Source organism: Brevundimonas sp. UBA5866 (assembly GCF_002432125.1).
GTDB lineage: Bacteria > Pseudomonadota > Alphaproteobacteria > Caulobacterales > Caulobacteraceae > Brevundimonas.
The window spans coordinates 29,992-56,755 of record NZ_DJFS01000078.1 but is presented as its reverse complement, the minus strand read 5'-3'; the positions used below and the strand labels follow the sequence as shown (position 1 = coordinate 56,755).

At 61.4% G+C, this 26,764-nt stretch carries 28 protein-coding genes; 20 read left to right on the top strand and 8 right to left on the bottom strand.

Annotated features, from left to right (window positions below; genetic code table 11):
* Positions 1-1,638: a Na+/H+ antiporter gene (locus tag B3H86_RS10160; protein WP_292053510.1), complete on the top strand. Its 1,638-nt coding sequence runs from the start codon at positions 1-3 to the stop codon at positions 1,636-1,638.
* On the opposite strand, the gene B3H86_RS10155 is transcribed toward B3H86_RS10160, so the two are convergent.
* From B3H86_RS10155 to B3H86_RS10145, 3 genes are read right to left on the bottom strand one after another with little or no spacing between them, the layout of a single operon-like run.
* The gene (locus B3H86_RS10155; RefSeq protein ID WP_292053509.1) at positions 1,635-2,222 is read right to left on the bottom strand and encodes a DUF1643 domain-containing protein; all 588 of its coding nucleotides are present in this window, start codon (positions 2,220-2,222) and stop codon (positions 1,635-1,637) included. The genes B3H86_RS10160 and B3H86_RS10155 overlap by 4 nt on opposite strands.
* Positions 2,219-3,019, bottom strand: coding sequence for a nucleoside triphosphate pyrophosphohydrolase (mazG, locus tag B3H86_RS10150; protein WP_292053507.1), 801 nt, complete (start codon positions 3,017-3,019; stop codon positions 2,219-2,221). The genes B3H86_RS10155 and mazG overlap by 4 nt, the downstream gene beginning before the upstream one ends.
* Positions 3,016-4,368, bottom strand: a complete 1,353-nt coding sequence (locus B3H86_RS10145; RefSeq protein ID WP_292053506.1) for an MFS transporter — start codon at positions 4,366-4,368, stop codon at positions 3,016-3,018. Before B3H86_RS10145 ends, mazG begins: the two co-directional genes overlap by 4 nt.
* 130 nt (positions 4,369-4,498) lie before the next feature.
* On the opposite strand from B3H86_RS10145, the gene B3H86_RS10140 reads away from it, so the two are divergent.
* The 4 genes from B3H86_RS10140 to ygiD all read left to right on the top strand — a co-directional run bounded on the left by B3H86_RS10140 (position 4,499) and on the right by ygiD (position 7,322).
* A complete protein-coding gene (locus B3H86_RS10140) occupies positions 4,499-5,389 on the top strand; it encodes a D-alanyl-D-alanine carboxypeptidase family protein (protein ID WP_292053504.1) in 891 nt (296 codons plus the stop codon).
* A 20-nt stretch (positions 5,390-5,409) separates the two neighbouring features.
* Entirely contained in the window at positions 5,410-5,868 is a 459-nt protein-coding gene (locus B3H86_RS10135; RefSeq protein WP_292053503.1) for a hypothetical protein, read from the top strand.
* 90 nt (positions 5,869-5,958) lie between these two features.
* Positions 5,959-6,561 (top strand): NAD(P)H:quinone oxidoreductase, encoded by a 603-nt coding sequence (gene wrbA / locus B3H86_RS10130; RefSeq protein ID WP_292053502.1) that lies wholly within the window; start codon positions 5,959-5,961, stop codon positions 6,559-6,561.
* A 5-nt stretch (positions 6,562-6,566) separates the two neighbouring features.
* A complete protein-coding gene (gene ygiD, locus B3H86_RS10125) occupies positions 6,567-7,322 on the top strand; it encodes a 4,5-DOPA dioxygenase extradiol (protein ID WP_292053500.1) in 756 nt (251 codons plus the stop codon).
* A gap of 58 nt (positions 7,323-7,380) precedes the next feature.
* Here ygiD and B3H86_RS10120 read toward each other — a convergent pair whose 3' ends face one another.
* Together B3H86_RS10120 and B3H86_RS10115 are read right to left on the bottom strand one after the other, a co-directional pair.
* The gene (locus B3H86_RS10120; protein WP_292053498.1) at positions 7,381-7,767 is read right to left on the bottom strand and encodes a DoxX family protein; all 387 of its coding nucleotides are present in this window, start codon (positions 7,765-7,767) and stop codon (positions 7,381-7,383) included.
* 61 nt (positions 7,768-7,828) lie between these two features.
* Positions 7,829-9,373, bottom strand: a complete 1,545-nt coding sequence (locus B3H86_RS10115) for an AMP-binding protein (protein ID WP_292053496.1) — start codon at positions 9,371-9,373, stop codon at positions 7,829-7,831.
* A 199-nt stretch (positions 9,374-9,572) separates the two neighbouring features.
* Here B3H86_RS10115 and lipA point away from each other — a divergent pair, with 199 nt between their 5' ends.
* The 12 genes from lipA to lpdA all read left to right on the top strand — a co-directional run bounded on the left by lipA (position 9,573) and on the right by lpdA (position 20,634).
* A complete protein-coding gene (gene lipA / locus B3H86_RS10110) occupies positions 9,573-10,535 on the top strand; it encodes a lipoyl synthase (protein WP_292053495.1) in 963 nt (320 codons plus the stop codon).
* A 7-nt stretch (positions 10,536-10,542) separates the two neighbouring features.
* Positions 10,543-10,995 (top strand): type II toxin-antitoxin system RatA family toxin, encoded by a 453-nt coding sequence (locus B3H86_RS10105; protein WP_292053493.1) that lies wholly within the window; start codon positions 10,543-10,545, stop codon positions 10,993-10,995.
* Positions 10,992-12,101 (top strand): NAD(P)/FAD-dependent oxidoreductase, encoded by a 1,110-nt coding sequence (locus B3H86_RS10100; protein WP_292053491.1) that lies wholly within the window; start codon positions 10,992-10,994, stop codon positions 12,099-12,101. The genes B3H86_RS10105 and B3H86_RS10100 overlap by 4 nt, the downstream gene beginning before the upstream one ends.
* 214 nt (positions 12,102-12,315) lie before the next feature.
* On the top strand, positions 12,316-12,498 hold the full coding sequence (gene rpmF, locus B3H86_RS10095) for a 50S ribosomal protein L32 (protein WP_292053488.1): 183 nt from the start codon (positions 12,316-12,318) through the stop codon (positions 12,496-12,498).
* A 237-nt stretch (positions 12,499-12,735) separates the two neighbouring features.
* Positions 12,736-13,254, top strand: coding sequence for a hypothetical protein (locus B3H86_RS10090; protein WP_292053486.1), 519 nt, complete (start codon positions 12,736-12,738; stop codon positions 13,252-13,254).
* Positions 13,255-13,351: 97 nt separating this feature from the next.
* Positions 13,352-14,629, top strand: coding sequence for a phosphopyruvate hydratase (gene eno, locus B3H86_RS10085; RefSeq protein ID WP_292053484.1), 1,278 nt, complete (start codon positions 13,352-13,354; stop codon positions 14,627-14,629).
* Positions 14,630-14,775: 146 nt separating this feature from the next.
* A complete protein-coding gene (locus tag B3H86_RS10080) occupies positions 14,776-15,108 on the top strand; it encodes an FtsB family cell division protein (RefSeq protein ID WP_292053482.1) in 333 nt (110 codons plus the stop codon).
* Between the two features lie 114 nt (positions 15,109-15,222).
* Positions 15,223-16,254, top strand: coding sequence for a pyruvate dehydrogenase (acetyl-transferring) E1 component subunit alpha (pdhA, locus tag B3H86_RS10075; protein WP_292053480.1), 1,032 nt, complete (start codon positions 15,223-15,225; stop codon positions 16,252-16,254).
* Positions 16,255-16,257: 3 nt separating this feature from the next.
* Entirely contained in the window at positions 16,258-17,640 is a 1,383-nt protein-coding gene (locus tag B3H86_RS10070) for a pyruvate dehydrogenase complex E1 component subunit beta (RefSeq protein WP_292053478.1), read from the top strand.
* Complete coding sequence (locus B3H86_RS10065; RefSeq protein ID WP_292053476.1) at positions 17,637-17,948, top strand: DUF5076 domain-containing protein; 312 nt, start codon at positions 17,637-17,639, stop codon at positions 17,946-17,948. The genes B3H86_RS10070 and B3H86_RS10065 overlap by 4 nt, the downstream gene beginning before the upstream one ends.
* Positions 17,948-19,219 carry a pyruvate dehydrogenase complex dihydrolipoamide acetyltransferase gene (locus B3H86_RS10060; protein ID WP_292053474.1) on the top strand — a complete coding sequence of 424 codons (1,272 nt, stop codon included), beginning with the start codon at positions 17,948-17,950 and terminating at the stop codon, positions 19,217-19,219. Before B3H86_RS10065 ends, B3H86_RS10060 begins: the two co-directional genes overlap by 1 nt.
* Before the next feature lie 11 nt (positions 19,220-19,230).
* Positions 19,231-20,634 (top strand): dihydrolipoyl dehydrogenase, encoded by a 1,404-nt coding sequence (gene lpdA, locus B3H86_RS10055; RefSeq protein WP_292053472.1) that lies wholly within the window; start codon positions 19,231-19,233, stop codon positions 20,632-20,634.
* Between the two features lie 79 nt (positions 20,635-20,713).
* Here the strand turns inward: lpdA and B3H86_RS10050 are convergent, their stop codons facing one another.
* A complete protein-coding gene (locus B3H86_RS10050) occupies positions 20,714-22,099 on the bottom strand; it encodes an ATP-binding protein (RefSeq protein WP_292053470.1) in 1,386 nt (461 codons plus the stop codon).
* Between the two features lie 148 nt (positions 22,100-22,247).
* Here B3H86_RS10050 and B3H86_RS10045 point away from each other — a divergent pair, with 148 nt between their 5' ends.
* From B3H86_RS10045 to B3H86_RS10035, 3 genes are read left to right on the top strand one after another with little or no spacing between them, the layout of a single operon-like run.
* The gene (locus B3H86_RS10045; RefSeq protein ID WP_292053469.1) at positions 22,248-23,252 is read left to right on the top strand and encodes a cysteine synthase A; all 1,005 of its coding nucleotides are present in this window, start codon (positions 22,248-22,250) and stop codon (positions 23,250-23,252) included.
* A 1-nt stretch (position 23,253) separates the two neighbouring features.
* Positions 23,254-24,198 carry a transcriptional regulator GcvA gene (gene gcvA, locus B3H86_RS10040; RefSeq protein ID WP_292053467.1) on the top strand — a complete coding sequence of 315 codons (945 nt, stop codon included), beginning with the start codon at positions 23,254-23,256 and terminating at the stop codon, positions 24,196-24,198.
* 30 nt (positions 24,199-24,228) lie between these two features.
* Positions 24,229-24,930 carry a hypothetical protein gene (locus B3H86_RS10035; protein WP_292053465.1) on the top strand — a complete coding sequence of 234 codons (702 nt, stop codon included), beginning with the start codon at positions 24,229-24,231 and terminating at the stop codon, positions 24,928-24,930.
* Here B3H86_RS10035 and trpC read toward each other — a convergent pair.
* Together trpC and trpD are read right to left on the bottom strand one after the other, a co-directional pair.
* The gene (trpC, locus tag B3H86_RS10030; RefSeq protein ID WP_292053463.1) at positions 24,927-25,733 is read right to left on the bottom strand and encodes an indole-3-glycerol phosphate synthase TrpC; all 807 of its coding nucleotides are present in this window, start codon (positions 25,731-25,733) and stop codon (positions 24,927-24,929) included. The genes B3H86_RS10035 and trpC overlap by 4 nt on opposite strands.
* Positions 25,730-26,761, bottom strand: a complete 1,032-nt coding sequence (trpD, locus tag B3H86_RS10025) for an anthranilate phosphoribosyltransferase (protein WP_292053461.1) — start codon at positions 26,759-26,761, stop codon at positions 25,730-25,732. The genes trpC and trpD overlap by 4 nt, the downstream gene beginning before the upstream one ends.
* Positions 26,762-26,764 lie beyond the last annotated feature (3 nt).

Genomic DNA, 26,764 nt, shown 5'->3' with positions numbered 1-26,764 from the left:
ATGCACCTGATCGAAACCGCGCTGTTCCTCCTGTTGGCCGTTGTGCTTTCGGGGTGGGTGGCGCGTATCAGCCGCCTGCCGTTGCCCCTGGTCCAGATCGCGCTGGGGGCCTGTGTGGTGCTGATCACGGGTCAGAGTGTCGATCTGAAGCCGGAAATCTTCTTCCTGCTGTTCCTGCCGCCGCTGCTGTTCGTGGATGCGTGGCGGATACCCAAGAAGGCACTGTACAAGGACCGCGCTGTCATCCTTGAACTGGCCTTGGGGCTGGTGGTGTTCACGGTGCTGGGGCTGGGCTTCTTCATCAACTGGATGATCCCCGCCATGCCTCTGGCGGTCGCGTTCGCGCTGGCGGCCATCCTGTCGCCGACCGACCCGATTGCCGTTTCCGCCATTGCGGGGCGGGCAGGGATGCCCAAACGCCTGATGCACATCCTAGAGGGCGAAAGCCTTCTGAATGATGCCACGGGCCTGACCTGTATGCGGATTGCCGTGATCGCGGCGACGACGGGGGCTTTCTCGCTGACCAGTGCCGTGGGCACCTTCGCGTGGCTGGCGTTTGCGGGTTTGGCCGTGGGTGTGGCGGTCAGTTTGGCTATCAACCTCGCCAAGGCCTTTATCAGCAAGCGCTGGGGCGAGGATGTCGGTGGTCAAATCTTGATAAGCCTGCTGATCCCGTTTGCGGCCTATCTGGCGGCGGAAGCCATCCATGCCTCGGGTATTCTGGCGGCGGTCGCTGCCGGTATCACCATGAGCTTTACCGAGCGACGCGGCACGGCCATGGCGGCCACCCGTATCCGCCGCGCGGTGGTGTGGGACACGGTGCAGTTCACGGCCAACGGCCTGATCTTTGTCATTCTGGGCGAGCAGCTGCCGTCCATCATGTCCCGCGCCGCCGAGGTGATCCGCACGACCGAGCGTACCGAGGTCTGGTGGTTGGCCATCTATGTATTCGCCATTGTGGCGGTTCTGGCCGCGCTGCGCTTCATCTGGGTGTGGGCGACGCTGAAGCTGACGCTGTTCAGTGGAAAGCTGTCGGGAGGCAAGCGTCCGCGCCTGCGCTGGCGTCTGGTGGCCGTCATGGCGCTGTCGGGGGTGCGGGGGGCGATCACGCTGGCCGGTATCCTGACCCTGCCGTTCTTTACGGCGGACGGCAGCCTGTTGCCCGCGCGTAACCTCGCCATCTTCCTTGCGGCGGGGGTGATTATCGTCTCGCTGGTCGTGGCCTCGATTGCGCTGCCCATCCTGCTCAAGGGGGTTGAGCTTCCTCCGGACACCCACGTGCAGACTGCCGAAGAACGCGCCCGTCGCGCAGCGGCGGCGGCGGCGATCCGTGCACTGGAAGAATCCGAACGTGCCCACGACGTGGCCGCCGTCCACGCCCGCGCCGACGAGCACGCCGAGGTGGTCGCCCGCCTGATGGAAGACTATCGTCAGCAGATCGAACTGCACTCCGGCAATGCGCCCGATCAGGTCGAGCGCACCAAGAAGCTGGACGCCATCGAGAAAGACCTCCGCATCCTGTGCTTCAAGGCCCAGCGCGAGGAGATGATCAAACTGGCCCGCACCCACCTGTTGGACGAGGAAACGGCCAAGAAGCTGATCCGCGAAATCGACTTGGCCGAGCTACGCTTCGATTAGGGCTCCCACCGCACCAGCGGGGTATCGGCACGCAGGTAGAGCGGGTGTTTGGGGCTGCCGTCGGCGTTGGTGCCAAAGCACCACAGGTCGATGCCGTCCTCGCGCATGGCCTCGACCAATGCCTTGCCTGCGGGGATCAGGGCCTTGTTCAGCCTGCCGTGGCACAGGACCACGCGAGCCGCGCCTCTGGCCTGTTCGCGGATGGCGGGCAGGTTGGCGGGCGAGGAGGCGACGACCCCTTCAGCCAGCAGCATCTTCGGGTGGGTGGCGCGATAGTCGCCGACATTGGCCTTCACCATGCCGTCAAAGCCTTCGCGCTGGGCAAAGGTCCATTCGCGGGCGCAGGTCGGGTCATTGACCATGGCGTCGGCGGTGGACGGGTTCATGCCGATGAACAGGATGTATCGCTCGGGGAAGGTCTCGCCGATCCAGCGGCGCATCAGGGTGCGATGACGGCCATCCTCGCTGAACACCGCATCGCCCCGAACGCCCGCCATCAGGTTCAGGCGCACCTTGCCGCCCGGATCGTGCTGGTCGGGATCGCGCGGGATCAGGTCGAGCTGTTCGGCCAGACGCTTGCTCATGCGGCCTTGTCGGTCTTTTCGGCAGCCTTGGCGGCATCCCACAGGGCGTCCATTTCGGCCAGATCGGATTGTTCAGGCGTGCGACCGTCCTTTTGCAGTTCGGCCTCGATGAACTGGAAGCGGCGGACGAATTTGGCGTTGGCGTTACGCAGGGCGTCTTCCGGTTCGATCTCCAGCTTGCGGGCCAGATTGGCCATGACGAACAGCAGGTCGCCCAGTTCCTCGCGGATCCTGGCCTTGTCGCCGCTGGCGATCTCGGCGCGCAGTTCGCCGACTTCCTCGTGCAGCTTGTCGAACACCTCGTCGGTGGACGGCCAGTCGAAACCGACGCGACCCGCGCGCTTGGTCAGTTTGGCGGCGCGGCTAAGGGCAGGCATGCCGACGGGCACGTCGTCGAGGGCGCTGGTCTGGGCCTTGGCGATGCGCTCGGCGGCCTTGATGTCTTCCCAGCGGGCCTTTTGCGACACGCCGTCGGGGCGGGCGGCTTCGTCTCCGAAGACGTGCGGGTGGCGGCGGATCAGCTTGTTCTCCATGGCCTCGGCCACGTCCTCGAACTTGAAGTGACCTGCTTCCTCGGCCATGCGCGAATGGAAGATGACCTGAAACAGAAGATCGCCCAGCTCGGCCTTGAGTTCGGCCATGTCGTTGTTCTCGATCGCGTCGGCCACCTCATAGGCTTCCTCGATCGTATAAGGGGCGATGGTCTGGAAGGTCTGTTCGATATCCCACGGGCAGCCGCCGTTCGGGTCGCGTAGGCAGACCATGATCTCTTTCAGGCGATCGACGGGGTGGGTCATCGGGTAGCTTCCGCATCTTTGAGCGCCAGTTCGGCGCGTATCTGGTCATGGCGCTGGGCCGTCAGCGGATAGTTCCGCATGGCCAAGGCCGCCGCAGCCATTAGCACTGCGGGCACGGCAATAAACAGGATTTGCAACATCAGGATGGCAAACTCGCCGTTTTCGGCGGGCGTCTGCGTGGGCTTGAAGCCGACGATCTGCAAGATGGCATAGGGGATCAGAGCAAAGACGTGACCCAGCTTCGTCGTGACCGCGAGGATGGAGAACATTAGGCCGGTCATATCCTCGCCCGTTTCATGACGGACCTCATCCCCCGCATCGGCCATCATGGCCCGCAACAGGAACAGCGCCGCCGCATAGGGCAGGCCCGCAACGAACATGGCCGCCGCCGTGATGGCAAAGTTGCCGCCCGGTACCAGACAGGCAAAGCCATAGAAGACGGCGAACACGATGGACGATACCGCCAGCGTCCTGTGCTTGCCGATCCGCGTAGCCAGCCACGCCCAGAAAGGTGCGCCGAAAAGCCCTGCCACGAAATAAAGCAGCATGAAGATCGATGCCGCAGCGTGGTCGTAGCCCTTCACCTGTCCAAAGAAGAAGAACACCAGCGAGCCGGTGATGCCGGGCGCAATGCCGAGCAGCAGATCGGCCAACAGCAGTTTCTGCACGGTCTTCAGTTTGAACAGGCCCAACCACGTCTTGATACCGCCATGCGGTTTGGGCGGGGCATTGTCGGGCTCGGGTGCAGCGAAATAGGCGATGGCGAGGGTAACGGGCAGGGCGATGATGATGCCCCATCCCATCCACTGCACCCCGTCGGCATAGGTGCCGAACCCGCCGCGCACCACAATGGTCGGCAGCACGAGGATGAGGATGACGCCGATGATGTTGAACACCTGCCACCAGCCATAAACACGGCTGCGCTGGTTGTATTCGGGGGCCAGAACGGCGGCCCAGCCCATCTGGCCCAGCGTGCCCATCGAGAAGCCGAGGTAGAGAAACAGCAGCCAGCCAAACAGGTAAAGCGGGCCGTCCCCCGGCTTGGCCATGACGAACATCATCAGCGCCGCCACCATCAGAATGGGGGCCGAGGCCAGCATCCACGGGCGATAGCGACCCATAGGCGTACGCGTGCGGTCCATCGCCCAGCCGATGAAGGGATCAAAGCCGATGTCGATCAGGCGAACGATCATGAAGACCGCCGCCACCACGCCCAGTTCCAGCCCGATATGGGTGGCGTAATATTCCGGCAGGGTGACGGGCAGGGCGACCCCGAACGCCGCCAAGGGCAGGCAGGGACCGGAAAAGGCGGCCAGTACGGCGTTGGAGCGTCGGGGGCTGGTCGTCATGGCACACGCACATCAGGGTGATTCAACGGGCTCCACAATGGCCCGAACAGGCGCCGGACGCGAGCGATCTGATGACTTTGGCTCGTTGAACGGGGTTGCGATTACGGGCGCGATGGGGCCATTTGAGCAAATGTCTTTGCGATTCAAGTGGCGAGCCGTCGTGGGTGCGGTGATCGGTCTGGGACTGGCCGCGGCAGCGGGCGTAGATACCGCCTCTGCGAAATCTGCTCCCCAGGCAGAGATCTGCGACCGCGAGCCCGGCGTGTTCACCGATGCGGCCCAAGCGAACGGGATAAACCTGTATGCCATGCAGTGGGCCCCTTTCGGCCCTGCGGAGATGGGGTGGGAAACCTATGCGCCCTTGATCCAGAAAGAGCTGGGTACAGGGTGTGATCCATCCTCTCCGGCCTTTGCGGAAAAGCTGTCGGTTTTCCAGACCCTGCACAATGTTCCGGCGACGGGACAGCTGGATGTGGCCACCTTTACCGTTTTCCGTGGGCTATGGCAGGAGCGTCGTCCCTTTATCCTGGCGCGCATTCGCGGCGAATGCCCCAATCCTCCGCCGATTTCCGAGCTGGCCTATCTGACGGCCGGCGAAGAGCATGCCGAGCGGATGACCCGCATGGCCCGTCGAGATGTTCTGGAGGCCTATCGCGCAATGGTGGCGGCGGCGCGGGCGGAGGTTCCCGAAATCGCCCAGCAACCCGAACTGCTGCAAATCTTCTCGTCTTTCCGCGAGCCGGAGGCGGATGCCGCCCGCTGTGCGCGTGACGGCAACTGTGACGGCGTGCGTCGGGCTTCGTGCTCTGCCCACCGCACGGGGACGGCACTGGATATCTATGTCGGCCATCTGCTGGGATATGGTGTGGATTCCACCCACACCCATAACCGCCGCTATATGAGCCAGACCCCGACCTATCGCTGGCTGGTCAGGAATGCGGAGCGGTTCGGCTTTGTGCCCTATGCTTTCGAGCCGTGGCACTGGGAATGGGTCGGCCCGCCCCAGGGTTACGCCCAATGAAACCGCCGCGTGTCAGGCGTTTGACACCAAACGAAATCGCCCTGGCCCGCGAGGTATTCGGGTCTGACCTCAGGGTCGAAACGGTCCGCATCATGCGTACGCCGTGGCCCTTTACACGGGCCTTTGTACCGGGGCGTTGGTTCGGTCGTGAATGGGTGCTCTGGCCATCGCTTCGTTACGAGAGCGACATGGCCCTGGCGTCGCTGGCCATTCAATCGACCTTTGTGCATGAGCTGGTCCATGTGTGGCAGGCGCAGCGGGGCGTGAACCTGCTGTTCGCCAAGCTGAAGGCGGGTGATAGCGCCTCATCCTATCACTACGAGGTCAGTGACAGCTGCCACTGGGACGGGCTGAATATCGAACAGCAGGCGATGGTGGTCGAGCACCGCTTCCGCCTGTCCCGGGGAATGAACGTCCCGGCGGACAGCGCGTTTTATGACCGTGTCTGTCCTTTAGTCGCAAATCCCAAAATTGTTTGACGATTGCCGGTTGCAGAATCCTGAGTAAAGACTAAATCCGATACCGACGCTGTTACTAAAGCGTGATTACCCTTTGTATTGGAGTTGGCGTTGCCCAAGATTCTCGTTCTGTATCATTCGACCTACGGCCACATCGAAGCCATGGCCAAGGCCGTTGCCGAAGGGGCTGCTTTGGTCGAGGGCGCTGTCGTCGATATTAAGCGCGTACCGGAAACCGTTCCGGAAGAGGTCTGCATCTCCGCGCACTACAAGATGGATCAGGAAGCCCCGATCGCCCAGGTTTCGGACCTGCCGAACTATGACGCCATCATCATCGGCGCGGGCACCCGTTTCGGTACGGCGGCCTCGCAGATGCGCGCCTTCCTCGATCAGACTGGTGGCCTGTGGGCATCGGGTGCCCTGCTGGGCAAGGTCGGTGGTGCGTTCACCGCTTCGGCCACCCAGCACGGCGGTCAGGAAACGACCTTTGCCGGCCTGCACAACTACTTCCTGCACCACGGCATGGTCGTGGTCGGCCTGCCTTATGCCTATGCCGATCAGATGAATATGGACGAGATCGTCGGCGGTTCGCCCTATGGTGCCACGACCCTGACCAAGGGTGACGGCTCGCGTATGCCCAGCGAGATCGATCTGGGCGGCGCACGTTTCCAAGGCAAACACATCGCGGAAATCGCGAAGAAACTGCACGGGTAAGACCAATGACCCAGCCTGCCATTTTCTTCGGGCACGGTTCGCCCATGAACGCTCTGGGGGGAGAGTTCGCTGACGGTTGGAAGGCCGTGGGAGCGTCACTTGCCAAGCCCAAGGGCGTGGTCATGGTGTCCGCGCACTGGGAAACGCGCGGGCTGGGCGTGACCGCGATGGAGCGGCCGGAGACCATCCATGACTTCGGTGGTTTTCCGGCCGAACTGCACGCCATGCAGTATCCGGCACCCGGCTCGCCCGAACTGGCCAAGCGCGTGTCTGAATTGACCGGCGCGGTGATGACGGACCAATGGGGTCTGGACCACGGCACATGGTCGGTTCTGGCCCACGTCTGGCCTGATGCCGACGTTCCGGTGGTGCAGCTTTCGCTGGACCGCGAGCTTGATGCGCGCGGTCACTATGAACTGGCCAAAAAGCTGCGTCCCCTGCGTGACGAGGGCTATATCATCGCCGGATCGGGTGACTTCGTTCACAACCTTCGTACGTGGAAGCGCGAGGGCGGCGAGGCCTATGACTGGGCCAATGACTTTAACGAGGCGGTAAAGGCCGCCTTCGTACGCGGAGATCATGAGGCGCTGATCAACTGGGTCGATCTGGCGGAGAATGCGCAGATGTCGGTTCCGACCGACGAGCATTACCTGCCGCTGCTCTATGTCGCGGCCCAGCAGAACGAGGGCGAAAGCCTGACCTTCTTTAACGATCAGGTCGTGGGCGGCTCGATTTCCATGACGGGCGTGCGGATCGGCTGATCCGAAGGCCTACCTAGAAATGGAAAAGGTGCGGACCCTGCGGCCCGCACCTTTTTTGTTAGCGACGGCGATTGTCGAGAGCGAAGCTTCCGGCACCTGCCAACGACAGAAAAAGGAAGGTGAAGCAGTAAAGCGCCGCCAGTTCGCCGCCGTTCAGCAGCGGATACAGACCCTTGGGCGCATGGGCTATGAAATAGGCCGCGGCCATGAAGCCCGACAGGATGAAGGCCACAGGCCGCGTGAACAGGCCGAGGATCAGCAGGATACCGCCCGCCAGCTCGATCGGGCCGGACCAGCCGATCAGGGTATTCAGGTCAATCGGCGCGGGCTTGGGCGCGGGAAAGCCGAAAATCTTCTGCGTGCCGTGCTGCACCAGCAGCAGGCCCGAGGCGATACGCATGGCACCCAGCGCGATGCCGTACCAGTCGATGTTGGCTTTCGCCATCTCACATGCTCCGCGAACAAAGAAGGCCGCCTTTGCGGGGGCGGCCTTTTGTTGAAGTCTATCAGGCCGCCTCGGCCATTTTCTGAAGCGAGACGTAGTCGGTTTTGCCGGTGCCCAGCACCGGAATCTCGTCCACCTTCATGATCTTCTTGGGAACCACCAGTTCCGGCGCGCCATTGGCACGGGCCCATGCGCTCAGGATCGACGGTTCGGCGTCGTGTCGATCGGTGATCAGGATCAGCTTCTCGCCCTTGCGGGTGTCCGGCACCGCCACGACGGCGTGGCGGTTATCAGGCCACACACTGCCTGCGATACCTTCAACGGCGGTCAGGGACACCATCTCGCCGCCGATCTTGGCAAAGCGTTTGGCGCGGCCCTTGATGGTGACATAGCCCTCGGCGTCCACATCGACGATGTCGCCAGTGTCGAGCCAGCCGTCCTCGACCGGCTCCCAGCGCAGCGGGTCGCCGTTGGTGATGTAGCCCGACATGATGTTCGGGCCCTTGAGGAACAGGCGGCCACCGGCATCGACGCCTTCGACCGGCTCAAGCTTGTACTCGAGGCCCGGCAGGATCTGGCCAACCGTACCCGGGTGGTTGTTGCCCGGCTGGTTCACGGCCACGACAGGGGCCGCTTCCGATGCGCCATAGCCTTCCAGCAGTTCGACATTGCCGAACTTGCTTTCAAACAGGGCGCGGGTCTCATCCTTGAGCTTCTCGGCACCGCCGACGGCGAACTTCACCGTGGCGAAGTCACCCGGTTCAGCCACACGGGCGTACTGGTTCAGGAAGGTGTCGGTTGCAAACAGCAGGGTGGCCTTAACCTGAGGAAGCAGGTCGGTGATCTGCTTGGCGTGCAGCGGCGACGGGTATTGGAATGACTTCAGGCCTTGCAGCAGCGGCAGGATGGCCCCCGCCGTCAGGCCGAAGCAGTGGAAGGTCGGCAGCGGGTTGAACAGCACCCAGTCCTTGTCCAGACCGATGTGGGCGTCCACCTGACGCGAGTTGGCGATCAGGTTCTTTTGGCTCAGCACCACGCCCTTGGGTTTGCCGAAGCTGCCCGAGGTAAACAGGATCACGCCCGGATCGTCCGGATTGGTTTTGACGGCAAAACGCTTGGGGGCCAGACCCGCCGACAGGCCGTACAGCTTGTCCTTCAGGCCAATGGTTTTGCGCACGTCATCCAGCCACACGACGTCGGCGACGGTCTCGATGGCGGCGATAAGGTTATCCAGCGTGGCCTGTTCGACAAAGCGCTTGGCGGTCAGGACCTTGCGGACGCCCGAGGCCTTGATGGCGGCCTTCACATTGGTCTCGCCCGCCGTGAAGTTCAGCATCACCGGAACGCGGCCATGCGCGTGCAGGGCAAAGAAGGTGACGACCGTGCCCATCGAAGACGGCAACAGGATCGCGACGCGCTCGCCCTTGCCCGTCATGCCGGCGATCTTGCGGCCCAGCACGAAGGCGGCACGGATCAAACCGGTATAGGTGAGGGGATTGCGGTCCTGATCTTCCAGGATTTCCTTGTCGCCGTAGTTTGCGCGCGCGTCGATCAGGGCGTCGATAAGCGAGCTGTTGTACAGCTTGGGATCCAGCGGTTGCCGCAAGGCGTTCCTCCTTCGGAGGGCAGGATGCCCTCACGGTCTATCAGGGCGGACCTCATTAAAGATGCGGGTCCAGTTTGGAAAGACTCTGAAATGATCCGTGAGGATTGCAACGTTTTTTCACGCTTTTTGGCACAACGTAACGCAAGGTGAGGCAGGGTTTGCCTTGCCTATTGGGCAACAAACGACGAAATAGCCCCTCATGGTCACCCTGATCGACACCCTCAAGACGTCGCCGTCGCAGCTTCGGCATCCGGAAAAGCAGAATCGCCCGGAGAGCCCCGTGCTGCGCAAACCCGACTGGCTGCGCGTAAAGGCGCCCGGCTCGGGTGAGTACAACGCCACCAAGGCGATCGTGCGCGAGAAGGGTCTGCATACCGTCTGTGAAGAGGCCGCGTGCCCCAACATCGGCGAGTGCTGGAGCCAGAAGCACGCCACCTTGATGATCATGGGTGACACTTGCACGCGCGCCTGCGCCTTCTGCAACGTCAAGACGGGCTTGCCGCAACCGCTGGACCCCGAAGAGCCGGCCAAGGTCGGTCTGGCTGTCCAGCAGATGGGTCTGAACCACGTCGTCATCACCTCGGTGGACCGCGATGACGTTCAGGACGGTGGCGCCGCCCACTTTGCCGAGGTCGTGCGCCAGATCCGCCTTCAGGCGCCGAACACGACCATTGAAATTCTGACGCCGGACTTCCTGCGCAAGGACGGCGCCGCAGAGGTGATGATCGACGCCCAGCCGGACGTCTTCAACCACAACCTCGAAACCGTTCCGCGCCTGTATCTGAAGATCCGTCCGGGTGCCCGCTACTTCCATTCCCTGCGCCTGTTGCAGATGGTCAAGGAGCGCGATCCGAACCAGTTCACCAAGTCTGGCATCATGGTTGGCCTTGGCGAGACCAAGGAAGAGGTCATGCAGGTGATGGACGACATGCGCTCGGCGGGTGTCGACTTCATCACCATCGGCCAATACCTGCAGCCGACCCGCAAGCACGCGCCGATCGACCGCTTCGTCACGCCCGAAGAGTTCAAGGCCTATGAGGCGATTGCCCGTGCCAAGGGCTTCCTGATGGTATCGTCCTCGCCGCTGACCCGTTCGTCGCACCACGCGGGTGACGACTTCGCCCGCCTGAAGGCGGCCCGCGAAGCCCAACTGCGCCGCTAAGATTGTAATGGCTGTCCATCGCCTTACGCGCATATTGCCCTATGCGCCCGATCAGCTTGCAGCACTGGTCGCCGATATCGAGACCTATCCGCGGTTCGTGCCGTGGATCACCTCCATGCGCGTCTGGAATGCGCGCGAAGAGGCCGAGGGTGTGACTGTGCGCGATGCGGAGGCGGGGGTCGGCTTTTCTTTTCTGACCGAGAAGTTCGCCACCTGGGTACGGTATGACCGTAACGCGCCCAAGGTCGAGGTCGGCCTGCTGCGCGGGCCGTTCAAGCACCTGAAGAACCGTTGGGAGTTCTTCCCTCACGAAGACGGCACCCGGCTTGAGTTCATGATCGACTTCGCGTTCAAATCGAAAATGCTCGACATGATGCTGCACGCGAACTTCGATCTGGCGGTGCGCAAGCTCATCGAATGTTTCGAGAGCGAAGCGGCGCGGAGATACGGTACGAGATGACCTTTGACTTTGACGCGACCGTGGTGGGTGCAGGGGCTGTGGGGCTGGCCTGCGGACGGGCGTTGTCAAAGCGGGGGCTGACTGTGCTGGTTCTTGAAAAGGAACCGCATATCGGACAGGGGGTTTCGTCGCGAAACTCCGAAGTCATCCATGCAGGACTCTACTATCCCACGGGATCGCTCAAGGCGCAGGTCTGCGTCGAGGGGCGTCGGCTGCTGTACGATTTCCTCGACAGCCACAAGGTCGATCACTGGAAATGCGGCAAGCTGGTCGTCGCGACCGAGGATGCCGAAATCCCGCGCATCGAAGCCATTCTGGAGCAGGGGCGCATCAACGGCGTCGAGGGTCTGGAAGAGCTGACGGGCGCGCAGGCGCGGGCGCTGGAGCCGCAGTTGAACGCCGTCTCGGCCATCCTGTCACCCGAGAGCGGCGTGTTTGATAGTCATGGCTATATGTCCGCTTTGGAAGGCGAGATCGAAGCGGCGGGCGGATCGGTGGTGACCGCCGCGCCGTTCGAAGGGGCCGAACCGCTGGGCGGCGGCGGCTTCTCGATCCGCGTCGGCGGCGAGGGGGCGACGACGGTCACCTCGCGTCTGCTGGTGACGGCGGCGGGTCTGTCGGCACAGGTGGTCGCGGCTTCCATCGAGGGCTATCCCGCCGTCGATATTCCGCAGGGGCATTATGGAAAGGGCGTCTATTTCCGTCTTTCGGGGCCGGCACCGTTCAACCGCCTGATCTATCCGCCGCCCATTCCGGGGGCGCTGGGCACCCATTACCGCAAGGATCTGGGCGGGCAGGGCGTGTTCGGCCCTGATCTGGTCTATGTGGAGGCCGAGGACTATTCGGTCGATCCGGCCAAGGCGCAGGAGTTCGCCGAATACATCCGCCGTTTCTGGCCAAATGTGCGCGTGGAGGCGCTGTCGGCGGACTATGCGGGCATCCGGCCCAAACTGCATGGTGCGGGCCAGGCCCAACCGGACTTCCAGCTTCATGGGCAAGAGGCACACGGCCTTGAGGGGCTGATGGCTCTTTTCGGGATCGAAAGTCCGGGCCTGACCAGTTCGATGGCGATCGGTGAGGTCGTGGCGGCGCGCCTCTGTGATTGATTCGGCGGCAATTCTGACCTGACATCGCGTGATCAAAGGCGTAAAAGCGGCTGCCAGAGGCCTATAATGCGGTGTTTCACCTCATTCTTCAGCACCTCTTGAAATCATCCACGGGTTCATGCATAAGCGCGGCCTCGTGTGGCGGTCCGGTTTCGTGGCCGCCGCTATTGTTTTTCGCGCCTTCCGGCGCACCGACTTAGAGATTGAGACGGACATGGCCGTTCCGAAGCGCAAAGTATCCCCGTCCCGTCGTAACATGCGCCGTGCGCATGACGCCCTGGGCGCAAACACCTATGTGGAAGACAAGGACACCGGCGAGCTGCGCCGTCCGCACCACATCGACCTGAAGACCGGCATGTACCGCGGTCGTCAAGTCCTGACCCAAGCCGAAGACTAATCCTCGGACCTTGGTCATCCGGTTTTAGGGCCGGAGCACTGACTTTCGAAAACGGCACGCGATTGCATCGCGTGCCGTTTTTGCGCGTTCTGGCCTGTACCGTTCCGGTTCCGAAGATCCGAGGAGGCCAACGCCTTGTCCCTGTCCGCAAAATCCATAGCGCTCGCTGTCTCGGCCTTGACGCTCGCAGCCTGTTCGCCAGAGCGCCCGGCGCCTTATCGGGAACCGACTGAGGCTTTGTCGGGTGAAAAGACCCTTGAGGCGGCGACCGCTTCGGGCGTCGATACGCTGACTTCTGCGGGCTATGGCGCGCTTCGCATCGGCATGGGGCAGCAAGAGATCGACCGCGCATACGGTCCAATGCCTGACACCTCAAGCCAGGTTTCGGATGAGTGCCTGTATTATCATCCGCCAAGGGCACCCGAGGGGATGATGGTGATGGTGCAGGACGGGCGACTGACGCGCATTTCCCTGCGCCAGCCTGCGGACATCAAGACGGATAAAGGGTTTGGTGTGGGCGACGACCCCGCCGCCATCAGGGCCGCCTATGGCGATCAGGGGCGTTGGAGCCTTCATGCCTATGAGGCGGCACCGGCGGGATATTTTACCGTGTGGAGCGACAGGGTCCGGCCCGACGATGACTATGTGGAGGACCCCACAGCTAGGGGCGTGGTCTATGAGGTCGGCGGCGAGGGAAGGGTGAAGTTCGTCCATGCGGGCGGTCCCAGCATCCAGCTGGTCGAAGGCTGCGCCTAACGTCGGGCGAGGAAATCTACGACGAAGGTTGGCGATTCGGCGGCGGCTGGTCTAAACCCGCCCCTAGCTTCTCCTTTTCCATACAGAGCGTCGTCATATGACCGATATCGCAGACATCGTTGCCCGCCAGATTCTCGACAGCCGTGGCAATCCGACGGTCGAAGTAGATGTAATCCTGGAAGACGGCTCGTTCGGCCGCGCCGCTGTGCCGTCGGGTGCCTCGACCGGCGCGCACGAAGCTGTCGAACTGCGCGACGGCGACAAGGACGTCTATCTGGGAAAGGGCGTCCAGAAGGCCGTTGACGCCGTAAACGGCGAAATCTTCGACGCCCTGTCGGGCTTTGACGCCGAAGATCAGCGCCGTATCGATGAAACCCTGATCGAACTGGACGGCACCGAGAACAAGGCCCGCCTCGGCGCTAACGCCATCCTCGGCGTGTCGCTGGCCGTGGCCAAGGCTTCGGCCATCTCGGCCAACCTGCCGCTGCACCGCTATATCGGTGGCGTTTCGGCCCGCATCCTGCCGACCCCGATGATGAACATCATCAACGGCGGCGCACACGCCGACAACCCGATCGACATTCAGGAATTCATGATCATGCCGACCGGCGCGGCCACCTTCTCGGATGGTCTGCGTATGGGCGCTGAAATCTTCCACGCGCTGAAGAAGCAGCTGAAGGATGCCGGTCACAACACCAACGTCGGTGACGAAGGCGGCTTCGCTCCGAACCTCGCCTCGGCCGAGGAAGCCCTGAGCTTCATCACCAAGGCCGGTCAGGCTGCTGGCTATCTGGCGGGCGAAGACTTCCACCTCGCGCTGGACGTTGCCTCGACCGAGTTCTTCAAGGGCGGCAAGTACGACCTCGCGGGTGAAGGCAAGAAGTTCGACGCCGACGGTATGGTGTCCTACCTCGCCGATCTGGTCGAACGCTTCCCGATCGTCTCGATCGAGGACGGCTGCGCCGAGGACGACTTCGAGGGCTGGAAGCTGCTGACCGAGCGTCTGGGCGACCGCGTCCAGCTGGTGGGTGATGACCTGTTCGTGACCAATCCGGCCCGTCTGGCAGCCGGTATCGGCGAAGGTCTGGCCAACTCCATCCTCGTGAAGGTCAACCAGATCGGCACCCTGTCGGAAACGCTGGACGCCGTCGATATGGCGCACCGTGCAGGCTACACCGCCATCATGTCGCACCGCTCGGGCGAGACCGAGGACGCCACCATCGCCGATCTGGCCGTGGCGACCAACTGCGGTCAGATCAAGACCGGCTCGCTGGCCCGTTCGGACCGGGTGGCCAAGTACAACCAACTGCTGCGTTTGGAAGAAATGCTGGGCGACAACGGTGTCTACTACGGCGACGGCATGCTGCTGCGTTAAGCTTTGTAGGGCCGTTGGCCCTTTCGAATTGCAAAGAAATTCAAAAACTCCGTCGCCGGTTCTCTGGCGGCGGAGTTTTTAATTCTTGGCTAACCATTTTCATGCAGGGGTTGGATTCGTGCCGACGCTCAGAAGGAGCGGTGTCAGTGATTGAGCAGATGAAGCCGTACCTACCGTCAGTTTTGATCTTGTTCGCGGTTCTCTATTTCGGAGTTCACGGCCTGACGGGTGAACGCGGCCTGCTGAGCAGCAAGGCGCGCGCGGAGCTGTTGGAGAAGCGACAGGCCGAACTGCGCCATCTGGCCGAGGAAAAGCAGGACCTTGAAGTGCGTGTCCGCTATCTGCGCTCGGGCAGCCTGTCGCGCGATCTGCTGGAAGAACGCGCCCGCGCTGTGATCGGTTTTACCGATCCGCGTGACTATGTGGTGCGCATGAACGACCTCGAGCCGCGCAACCAGAGCGAGACCCGCGTCGGCTAAACTCGTGTTACAACACGAAACTGCGCTTTGCTAACCCGGAACCAAGGCTGCTAAACCCCTTTTCATTGTAATGAAAAGAGTCCCCGCGACAGGGGCGCAACCGGGAGATGCCGGATGGCGAAAGCCACGGTTCAGAAGTCTTCGTCCGACAAGGGCGACACCAAGATTCCGAACACGCCTCAGGCTTCGAAAGAAGATCTGCTGCGTTACTATCGCGAGATGGTCCTGATCCGCCGCTTTGAAGAGCGCGCAGGACAGTTGTACGGCATGGGCCTGATCGGGGGCTTCTGCCATCTGTATATCGGTCAGGAAGCCGTTGCTGTCGGCGTTCAGGAGAGCGTCAAACAGGGCCACGATAAGATCATCACGGGTTACCGCGACCACGGCCACATGCTGGCGGCGGGCATGGACCCGAAAGAAGTCATGGCCGAGCTGACGGGCCGCATCGGCGGCTCCAGCAAGGGCAAGGGCGGCTCGATGCACATGTTCGACGTGCCGACCGGCTTCTATGGCGGTCACGGCATCGTGGGTGCGCAGGTCGCGCTGGGCACGGGTCTGGCCTTTGCGGGCAAGTACCGTGGCGATGACTCGGTCAGCTTCGTCTACTTCGGTGACGGTGCCTCGAACCAGGGTCAGGTCTACGAGAGCTTCAACATGGCGCAGCTTTGGAAGTTGCCGGCCATCTACATCATCGAGAACAACCAGTACGCTATGGGGACCTCCATCGAGCGCGCCTCCTCGACGACCGAGCTTTACATGCGCGGTGCCTCGTTCGGCATTCCGGGCGAGCAGGTCGATGGCATGGATGTTCTGGCCGTGCGTGACGCCACCGCCCGTGCGGTCGAGCGCGCCCGCAACGGCGAGGGCCCTTACATCCTCGAGGTGAAGACCTATCGCTATCGCGGTCACTCCATGTCCGACCCGGCGAAATACCGCACCAAGGAAGAGGTGGACGAGGTCAAGAAGACCCGCGACCCCATCGACCACCTGAAGGTGCTGCTGGCCGAAGCCAAGGCCACCGAAGAAGAACTGAAGGCTATCGACAACGAGGTGAAAGCCATCGTTGCCGAAGCTGTCCAATTTGCCCAAGAGAGCCCGGAGCCGGACGCTTCGGAACTCTACACTGACGTTTACGTGGAGGCCTGATCCGTGACCGACATTCTGATGCCGGCGCTGTCGCCCACGATGGAAGAAGGCACGCTGACCAAATGGCACATCAAGGCGGGTGATACCGTCTCTGCCGGTCAGGTGATTGCCGAGATCGAAACCGACAAGGCCACGATGGAAGTCGAGGCCGTGGACGAGGGCGAAGTGCTTGAAATCCTTGTGGCCGAAGGGTCCGAGGGTGTGAAGGTGAACACGCCGATCGCCCGCCTGTCTGGGGACGATGCTGCGCCTGTTCCTTCCAAGAAGGACGATGCGCCCAAGGCCGAAGAAAACACGCAAGAGGCTCCGGCCAAGGCGGAATCCTCCGGCGATCCGGAAAAGAAGAACGTCACCAAGGAAGGCCCCAAGGTCGAACTGCGTGACCCCGAAATCCCCGAGGGTGCCAAGCTGGTGAAGACCACCATCCGTGACGCCCTGCGTGACGCGATGGCCGAGGAAATGCGCCGCGACGACGCCGTGTTCCTGATGGGCGAGGAAGTCGCCCAGTATCAGGGCGCCTATAAGGTCAGCCGCGAACTGCTTCAGGAGTTCGGTGACCAGCGCGTGGTCGATACCCCGATTACCGAGCACGGCTTTGCCGGTCTGGGCGTCGGTGCGGCCATGGCCGGTCTGAAGCCCATCGTCGAGTTCATGACGTGGAACTTCGGCATGCAGGCCATCGACCACATCATCAACTCGGCGGCCAAGACCCTGTACATGTCGGGCGGCCAGATCCGTTGCCCGATCGTGTTCCGTGGTCCGAACGGTGCGGCCAGCCGCGTGGCGGCCCAGCACTCTCAGGATTACTCGGCCTGGTACGCCCAGATTCCGGGCCTGAAGGTCATCGCGCCGTATGACGCCGCAGACGCCAAGGGCCTGCTGAAGGCCGCGATCCGTGACCCGAACCCGGTCGTCTTCCTCGAACACGAGATGATGTATGGCCTCGAGTTCGACGTGCCGGACGTCGAGGACTATGTCGTGCCGATCGGCAAGGCCAAGGTCCGCCGCGAAGGCACCGATGTGACCATCACGGCCCACAGCCGCATGGTCGGTTTTGCCCTGCAGGCCGCAGAGCAGCTGGCCGAAGAGGGTATTTCGGTCGAGGTTGTGGACCTGCGCACCCTGCGTCCGCTGGATCACGAAACCATCGTCGAGAGCGTGAAGAAGACCAACCGTCTGGTCTCGGCTGAAGAGGGCTGGGGTCCGATGGGCGTGGGGGCCGAAGTGGTCGCCCGCGTGATCGAGCACGCGTTCGACTATCTGGATGCCCCGCCGCTGCGCGTGCACCAGGAAGACGTTCCGCTGCCGTACGCCGCCAACCTTGAAGCGCTTTCGCTTCCGGGCGTGGACAAGATCGTGGCCGCAGTGAAGCAGGTGATGGCATGAGCGCCGAGTATGAAATGACGGTTCCGGACAGCGTGGCCGCTGACGAGAACGCCATCGAGCTGCTGCGTATGTGGTGGTCTAAGGACGAGCCGGTCATGTCGGTGAAGCCTGCCTTCAGCGACCCGATCAAATTCGGTGAGATGCTGGCCTATGCCGCGCGTCACATGGCTCACGGCTATGCCGTCCGTCACGGTCACAACGAAACCGCCGCCTATCACCGCATCCTCGAAGGCCTGAGCAATGTGATCAAGGCAGACAACGTCCGCACCGTTGCCGAGCCGATCGAGCCGGAAGGGGGGAATGCCTGATGACCGACATCCTGATGCCCGCCCTGTCTCCGACGATGGAGGAGGGCGTTCTGGCCAAATGGCACATCAAGGTGGGCGACGTCGTTTCCGCCGGTGATGTCATCGCCGAGATCGAAACCGACAAGGCCACTATGGAAGTCGAGGCCGTGGACGAGGGCGAGGTTCTGGAAATCCTCGTCGCCGAGGGTACCGAAGGTGTGAAGGTGAACACGCCGATCGCCCGTCTGGCTGGCGACGATGCCGCGCCTGCGCCGAAGAAGGCCGAGGCGGCTCCGGCTGCTGAAGCCCCCAAGGAAGCGCCCAAGGCCGAGGCCCCGAAGGCTGAGACCAAGGCTGCTCCGGCTCCGGTCGCGGCTTCGGGCGAGCGCATCTTTGCCTCGCCGCTGGCCCGCCGTCTGGCGGCCATGGCTGGCCTTGATCTGAAGGCTATCAAGGGCACCGGCCCGCATGGCCGTATCGTCAAGCGCGACGTCGAGGCTGCTCAGGCCTCTGGCGGTGCCAAGGCTCCGGCTCAGGCGGCGGCTCCGGCGGCTGCCGAAGCCAAGGCCACGCCGTCGCTGGCCCAGATGGGTATTGCCGATGGCACCTATGACCTGATCCCGCTGGACGGCATGCGTAAGGCGATTGCCCGCCGCATGGTCGAGAGCGTGAACAACGTCCCGCACTTCCCGCTGTTCATCGATGTGGAGCTGGACGCCCTGATGGCGGCCCGCGCCCAGATCAACAAGATGCTGGAGCCGCGCGGTATCAAGGTGTCGGTCAACGACTTCGTCATCAAGGCCGCTGCGATGGCCCTGAAGGCCGTGCCGGAAGCCAATGCTTCCTACACGCCGGAAGGCATTGCCATGCACCACAATGCCGATGTGTCGATGGCCGTGGCGATCGATGGCGGCCTGATCACCCCGATCATCCGCAAGGCCGAGACCAAGGGTCTGGCCCAGATCGCGACCGAGTCCAAGGACCTCGCCTCGCGTGCCCGCGACCGCAAGCTGAAGCCGGAAGAGTTCCAGGGCGGCACCTTCTCGGTCTCCAACCTCGGCATGTTCGGCATCAAGCAGTTCACCTCGATCATCAATGAGCCGCAGGGCTGCATCATGAGCGTGGGTGCGGGCGAGCAGCGTCCGGTCGTCAAGAACGGCGAGCTGACCGTGGCCACCGTCATGACCGTGACCCTGACCTGCGATCACCGCGTGGTCGATGGCGCGACGGGTGCCCGCTTCCTGCAAGCCTTCAAGCCGCTGCTTGAAAACCCGCTGTCGATGCTGGCCTAAGGATCAAGCGCATGAGTGATTTTGATCTCGTAGTGATCGGCTCTGGTCCCGGCGGTTACGTCGCGGCCATCCGCGCCAGCCAGCTGGGCCAGAAGGTCGCTATCGTCGAGCGTGAGAACCTCGGCGGTATCTGCCTGAACTGGGGCTGTATCCCGACCAAGGCTCTGCTGAAGTCGGGCGAGAAGTTCGAGAGCCTGTCGCACCTCAAGGACTATGGTCTGTCGGCGTCGGGCGCGTCTTTCGACTTCGACGCCATCATCCAGCGTTCGCGCGGGGTGGCCAAACAGCTCAATCAGGGCGTTGGCTTCCTGATGAAGAAGAACAAGATCGAGGTCATCGAGGGCACGGCTAAACTCGAAAAGGGTTCAGCCGCTCCCAAGGTGGTCGTGACCCTGAACAAGGGCGGCGAGCAGGTTCTGAACGCAAAGAACGTCATGCTGGCTGTGGGTGCGCGCGCCCGCGCCCTGCCGCAGATCGGCCTTGAGGCTGACGGCGACAAGATCTGGGCCTACCGCGACGCGCTGGCTCCGAAGAAGCTGCCCAAGACCTTTGTGGTTATCGGTTCGGGCGCCATCGGCATCGAATTCGCCAGCTTCTATCGCGCTCTGGGTTCCGAAGTGACCGTGGTCGAGGCCGTGGATCGCATCATGCCGGTCGAGGACGAGGAAGTGTCCAAGGCCGCCCAGAAGGGCTTCGAGAAGCGCGGCATCAAGTTCAAGACCGGTGCCAAGGTCACCAAGGTCACCAAGACGCCCAAGGGCGTGTCGGTGGCCATCGAGGTCGGCGGCAAGGCCGAGACGCTTGAAGCCGAGGTCTGCATCTCGGCGGTCGGCATTACGGCCAACACCGACGGCATCGGGCTGGAGGCTCTGGGCGTCGAGCTGGACCGCGGTCACATCAAGACCGACAGCCACTGCCAGACCAATGTGAAGGGCCTCTATGCCATCGGCGACTGTGCCGGTGCACCGTGGCTGGCCCACAAGGCCTCGCACGAGGGCATCCACGCGGCGGAACACATCGCGGGCTTTAAAACCCCGAACGTGCATTCGCCCATCGCTGGCTGCACCTATGCCCAGCCTCAGGTCGCGTCGGTTGGCGTGACCGAGCAGGGCGCACGCGAAGCAAAGCGCGAGGTCAAGATCGGCCGCTTCCCGTTCCGCGTGAACGGCAAGGCCATCGCTTCGGGTGAAACCGAGGGCTTCGTCAAAGTCATCTTCGACGCCAAGACGGGTGCCCTGATCGGCGCCCACATGATCGGCCACGAAGTAACCGAGATGATCCAGGGCTACGTCACCGCCATCACCATGGAAGCGACGGAGGAGGACATCCACGGCATCGTCTACCCGCACCCGACCATGTCGGAAGCCATGCACGAAGCCGCCCTCGACGCCTACGGCCGAGTGATCCACATCTGATCACAGCGAGAGCACTAAACGACAAAAGCCCCTGAGCCCGAGAAGCTCGGGGGCTTTTCTTATGTCGAAATCCCTATAATTAGGATGCACTGTTCGTTTTTCTCCAAGAATATTTTTTACCAGCAATCTTAGGAACCGGTTCAATTTTTCCAGCGTCCCTCAGCTTGTAAAAGACATTCTTCATTGTGTTTTCAGATCTGATACCAGTTAGCTCGCGAGCCTGTTGATTTGTGATTTCGTCGTTCTTATATAAGTATTCAAGAACCATTGAGGCAGGAGAGTCTAGGCTTTCGTGTTTCAAAGTCACAAGAAGACCGGATTCAGATTCTAAAAACTCTGGCTTCTTAAGTCTTAACTTTTCCATCGCTTCAAATGCTGTGTTTACACCTTCACCAACGTCTTTGTTGGGAGGATTCTTGAATTTATTTACTAACCGAACAATTTTTGGATTTCTTGCAAACTGAGTTTTGGCAATATTCTGAGTTGTTACGTGTCCTGGAAGTTTCCCAGGGCTTTCAATTTCTACTCTGTTGTCAAATATACGAATTTGAACATCTTGAGGTATGCTATAATCTCTGTGCAAGATGGCATTAGTGACAAGTTCGTGTAATGCTTCTTGGGGGTATATGACTTTTTCCATCCCTTCTGGACCGAGCTTTTCTATACCTTCGATAATATTTTTTGTTCTATCAACTGTATCGTATATTAAAGAATATATTGGACCTTCAATTGTTTCTGGGTCTGCATCCAAAAAATCTCTTTCAGCACCCTCTTTGGTTTTATATCTAAGTATTTTAACTGCAGATCTTTTTGGTAAAATTGATTGAGGGTTGTCAGAAAATAGCAGTATTCCGGCTACGTTTGGTTTCTCGTCAATTATAAGTTTCTGCTTATCAAGCCAATCTTTTGGTTCTCCGGATGGAATTATTTGGAGCATAAAGTCAATAATGGTTGCTGAATTGGTAATCTCATCCAATTTTTCATTAACTATCTGGTCTTCGTAAGACTGTATTCCCTTTTCAAACTTAAGTCTTTCCAGAGCAGCATCATTTAATAAAAGGCTTTGGGCACCTTTTCTTATGTAACACTTTCCATCAGTTGAATATTTTATGTCGGCAGATTTTGAAATCGTAAGATGTAGCAACAAACCATTTTTGTCTTTTGCTTCTAAAAATTGAGCAAAAATTGTATTCTGTAGATCGTCAAGCTGATGGATTACCTGCAAAAAATCATTTGCAGCTTCTTCGTTTTCGAATCCGTCCCAGTGCCATTCCGTGCCGTTTGGTCCTGCAACTTCTTCCATGCCAATAATGAGTTCGCCACCGCTAGCGTTAGCGAATGCAGATATTGCGCGGCTCATTTTTGCAGGAGTAAGCGCTTTGGCTTTAAAATCAAAAAAGTGACGCTCCCTCTCTTTTAGGAGTGTTTGAACTTCTTCTTCAGAAATTTGTTTCGTTTCGGCCAACTTGGTCCCCCGCTTTCTTCGAAATAAACTTACCTTAGATAACGGTGTAATCAATAGGGAGGCGCGGCATTTATATGCTCATCGCTTGTTAGAAATCCTAAAACCTGCCTAAAAGGAGCAAAGCTCCTTTTGCAGTGCGGAATTCTAAATGCGTGTCGCGTCTGATGTCCTGGGCCTGATTGGCAATACCCCGTTGGTGCGGCTTAAGGCTGCGTCGGAGGCGACGGGGTGTGACATCTATGGCAAGGCCGAGTTTCTGAATGCGGGGCAGTCGATCAAGGATCGGGCTGCCCTCAGCATCATCCTGAAAGCGCGGGCCAGCGGGGCGCTGAAGCCCGGCGGGACGATCGTGGAAGGCACGGCGGGCAATACCGGCATTGGCTTGGCCATGGTCGGGGCGGCGCTGGGCCATCCGGTCGTGATCGTGATGCCGCGCACCCAAACCGAGGAAAAGAAGCGGGCGGTGCGTCTGCACGGCGCCAAGCTGATCGAGGTCGATCCAGCCCCGTTCAGCAGCCCGAACCACTTCGTCCATTTCTCGCGCCGACTGGCAGAAGAACTGAACGAAACCGAACCGCACGGCGCATTCTATGCGGACCAGTTCGACAACCTGTCGAACCGTCTGGCGCACTATGAAGGCACCGGCCCCGAAATCTGGGAACAGACGGGCGGCAAGGTGGACGGCTTTATCTGCGCGGTCGGTTCGGGCGGTACGCTGGTCGGCACGACCCTGTACCTGAAAGAGAAGAACCCGAACCTGAAAGTCGGCCTGTCGGACGTGCCGGGCGCGGCGCTGTATTCCTTCTTTAAGGAAGGCGTGCTGAAGGGCGAGGGCAGCTCCATCACCGAGGGCATCGGCGTGAACCGGATTACCGGCAACCTGACGGGGTTGGATGCGGTGGACTATGCCTATCGCATCGAGGACGCCGAGTTCCTGCCCATCCTGTTCGATCTGGTTCGGGACGAGGGCCTGTGCCTTGGCGCGTCCAGCGGTGTGAACATCGCGGGCGCGATCCGCATGGCCAAGGAAATGGGCCCCGGCCACACCATCGTGACCGTGCTGTGCGACCCCGGCCAACGCTATGCCAGCAAGCTTTATGACCCGGCCTTCCTGCGTTCGCGCGGGTTGCCGACCGCGGATTGGATGAACTGAGATGGCCAAGTACAGCCCGCTGGACAGCCGTATTCCGCCGCTGAACTCGCTGAAGGCGTTCGAGGCCGCCGCGCGTCGCCTGAACATCACCCGCGCCGCCGAGGAACTGTCGGTGACGCCCGGTGCCATCAGCCAGCAAATCCGCATTCTGGAACAACACGCGGGCGCGCCGCTGTTCTATCGCGAGGGGCGCCAGATCGCCCTGACCGAACTGGGGGCCGAGCTTTATCCGCTGTTGCGTGACGGGTTTGATTATCTGAAGCGGGCAGGGGATTTGCTGTATCGCCCCGACCGCCGCTTTGCCCTGTCGGTGTCGGTGCCGCCGTCGTTTGCCTCCAAATGGCTGACGCCGCGCATCACGCGCTTTCAGGCCCAGAACCCCGAGGTCGAGCTGTGGCTGTCGGCGGATATGCGGCTGGCCGATGTGGCGGGCGGGCGCGTGGACGTGGCCGTGCGCTATGGCCGTGGGCCGTATGCGGGGGTGCGCTCGGAACGCCTGATCGGGGCCGATGTGATCCCCGTCTGTGCGCCGCAGTTGATGGTGGGCGAAAAGGCGCTGAAGAAGCCTTCGGACCTTAAGAACCACGTCCTGATCCACCTGCGCCCCAGCGAGCTGGAAGAGACGCGCCCCGACTGGGCGATGTGGTTCAAGACGCAGAAGATCAAGGATGTGGATGCCTCACAGGGCACCCGCGTGGACCAGACCGCGCTGGCCATTGATGCCGCCATCCACGGCCAGGGTGTGGCGCTGGCTCCCTATGCCTTCGTGGCGGACGATCTGGCGGCGGGTCGCCTCGTCGCGCCGTTCGCGGATGGGGCGCTAACGACCGACATGGCCTACCATGTCCTCACCCGCCGCAGCAGCGTGTCCGAACCTGCGCGTCTGTTCGTGAAGTGGCTGAGAGAAGAAGCGCAGGCGGCCGAGCAGATCGTGGATGATCTCTAGGCCGTACTGAATAATAATCCGGAGGGGGCGATGGATTTACTCAAATCCGTTGTGTTTGCGGCAATCATATCGGGTGTGGTTGGTGTGATCGTCGCTTGGATTTCGGCGCGCACGGCGCTGAAAATCAACAAAGACAAAATCAAACTAGATAAGCAATTGGCAGAAAAGCGTGACATTGCTGAGCGCGAAAATCTGGCTCGTAAGTTTGATTTGGAGCGCAAAGCAACGCTTGCCCAAAAGAAGGCTGAACTAGCCGAAAAAGTACTTCACGATTTTTATCAAATATCGTTCACTCTCCAACTTATTCGCTCTCCAATGGTTTGGGCTAGCGAAATGATTGCCGAGGATGGCGTTCCAGATGAGGTAGTCCAAAATGCGGGCTATGGGGTCATGCGACGCATGAGGGAACATCGTCATAAGTTCGACGAACTCGAGACCTCAAAGTTCAAGTGTGCCGCACTTTTTGGCCCTAATGCGGTCGAGCTATTTGATGAAATCGTACGGATTTACAACCGCATATGGTTCGCGGGTAAGGCGATCCTTGATGCTCGACACGCGCAAACTGAGACTGAGTTTGTCCGCGAAATGCGGCGAATTGCATTTAGTGTCGCAGCAGTTGGCGACGACGGAGAGCCGCTACCGGACCCCATTCAACAGAGCATAGACCAAACAATTGCTCAGGTTGAGGAGCTATGTCGCCCCTTCATTACTGAAGGGGCTTTGGTGACTTAGCCAATCAACACCCTGGTCGCCGCTTCTACATCGGCCTGACGCATCAGGCTTTCGCCGACGAGGATGGCTTTGGAGTTGGCGGCGGCGACGCGGGCGACGTCTTGCGGGGTGAAGATGCCGCTTTCGGCCACCAGAAGCGCGCGGGGCGGGGCCAGCAGGGCCAACGTCTCGGTGTTGGCCAGATCGACCTCGAAGGTACGCAGCGAGCGGTTGTTGACGCCCACCAGCGCATTGTCGCGGTCGCCCACCAGCTCGCTGGCGCGGGCCATTTCATCCGCGTCGTGGGTTTCGATCAGGGCGTCCATGCCGAAGCGGTCGGCCTCGGCCAGCAGGTCAGCGGCAAGGGCGTCGTCGATCATGTCCATGATGATCAGGATACAGTCGGCGCCTAGGGCGCGGCTCTCGGCCACCTGCCACGGATCAACGAGGAAATCCTTGCGCAGGCAGGGCAGGGCCACGGCGGCGCGGGCAGCGACCAGATAGCTGTCATCACCCTTGAAGCTGGGGCCATCGGTCAGCACGGACAGGCAGGTCGCTCCGCCGCGCTCATAGGCCTTGGCCAATTCGGGCGGATCGAAATCGTCCGGGCGGATCAGGCCTTTGGACGGGCTGGCCTTTTTGATCTCGGCGATCAGGGCGGGGCGGCCCGTTTTCGCAGCCGTGGCGGCCAGCGCGTCGCGGAAACCGCGCGGGGCGGATGCGGCCTTGGCCTTGGCTTCTAGTGCATCGAGGCTGATGGAGGCCTTGCGGGCGGCGACTTCCTCGCGCTTGTAATCGGCGATGCGGTTCAGGATGTCGCTCATGCTTCGGACTCTACGGGCGTGTGGGAGGCGCGGACGAGGGCGTCAAGTGCGGCCAGGGCGCGGCCATCGTCGATGACGGCGGCGGCCTGTGCGATGCCGGATTTCAGATCATCGGCCACATCCGACACCACCAGAGCGGCGGCGGCGTTCAGCAGGACGATATCGCGGTAAGGGCCGGTTTGACCGTTCAGCAGGGCGCGTAGGGCCGCGGCGTTCACCTCGGCATCGCCGCCTTGAATATCGGCCAGAGTGGCGCGGGGCAGGCCCACTTCTTCCGGCGTGATGGTGAAGCGGTTGATGGTACCGTCTTTCCACTCGGCGATCTCGGTCGGGCCTGTGGTGGTCAGTTCATCAAGGCCGCTGCCGTTGACGGTCCAGGCGCGCTTGGCACCCAGACGGCCCAGCACCTCGACTAGAGGTTCCAGCAGGTTCGGGTCATAGACGCCCATGACCTGACGGTTGGCCCCCGCCGGATTGCACAGCGGACCCAAGAGGTTGAACACGGTGCGGAAGCCCAGCTCGGCTCGTACCGGACCCACATGGCGCATGGCCCCGTGATAGGTGGGGGCGAACAGGAAGGCGATGCCGGCATCGTTCAGCGACACGGCCTGCTGGGCGGGCGTGGCATCGAGGTTCACGCCCAGAGCGGCCAGCACGTCCGAAGAGCCGGACTTTGAGCTCATGGCGCGGTTGCCGTGCTTGGCGACCTTGAGGCCCGCACCGGCCAGCACGAAGCTGGCGGCGGTGGAGATGTTATAGGTATGCGCCCCGTCGCCGCCCGTGCCGCAGGTATCCACCACGTCTTCGAACGGGTGGTCGAGTTTCAGGGCTGCCGCGCGCATGGCGCGGGCAAAGGCGGTGATTTCCTCTACCGTTTCACCACGCAGACGAAGGGCGGTGACGGCGGCGGCGACCTGTGCGGGGGTGGGTTCGCCCCGCAGGCAGGCGGCGAAGAAGTCTTGGGCCTCATCGCTGGACAGCACCTGTCCGGCGACCAGCTTGGCCAGAAGCGGTTTGAAACTGTCCATGGT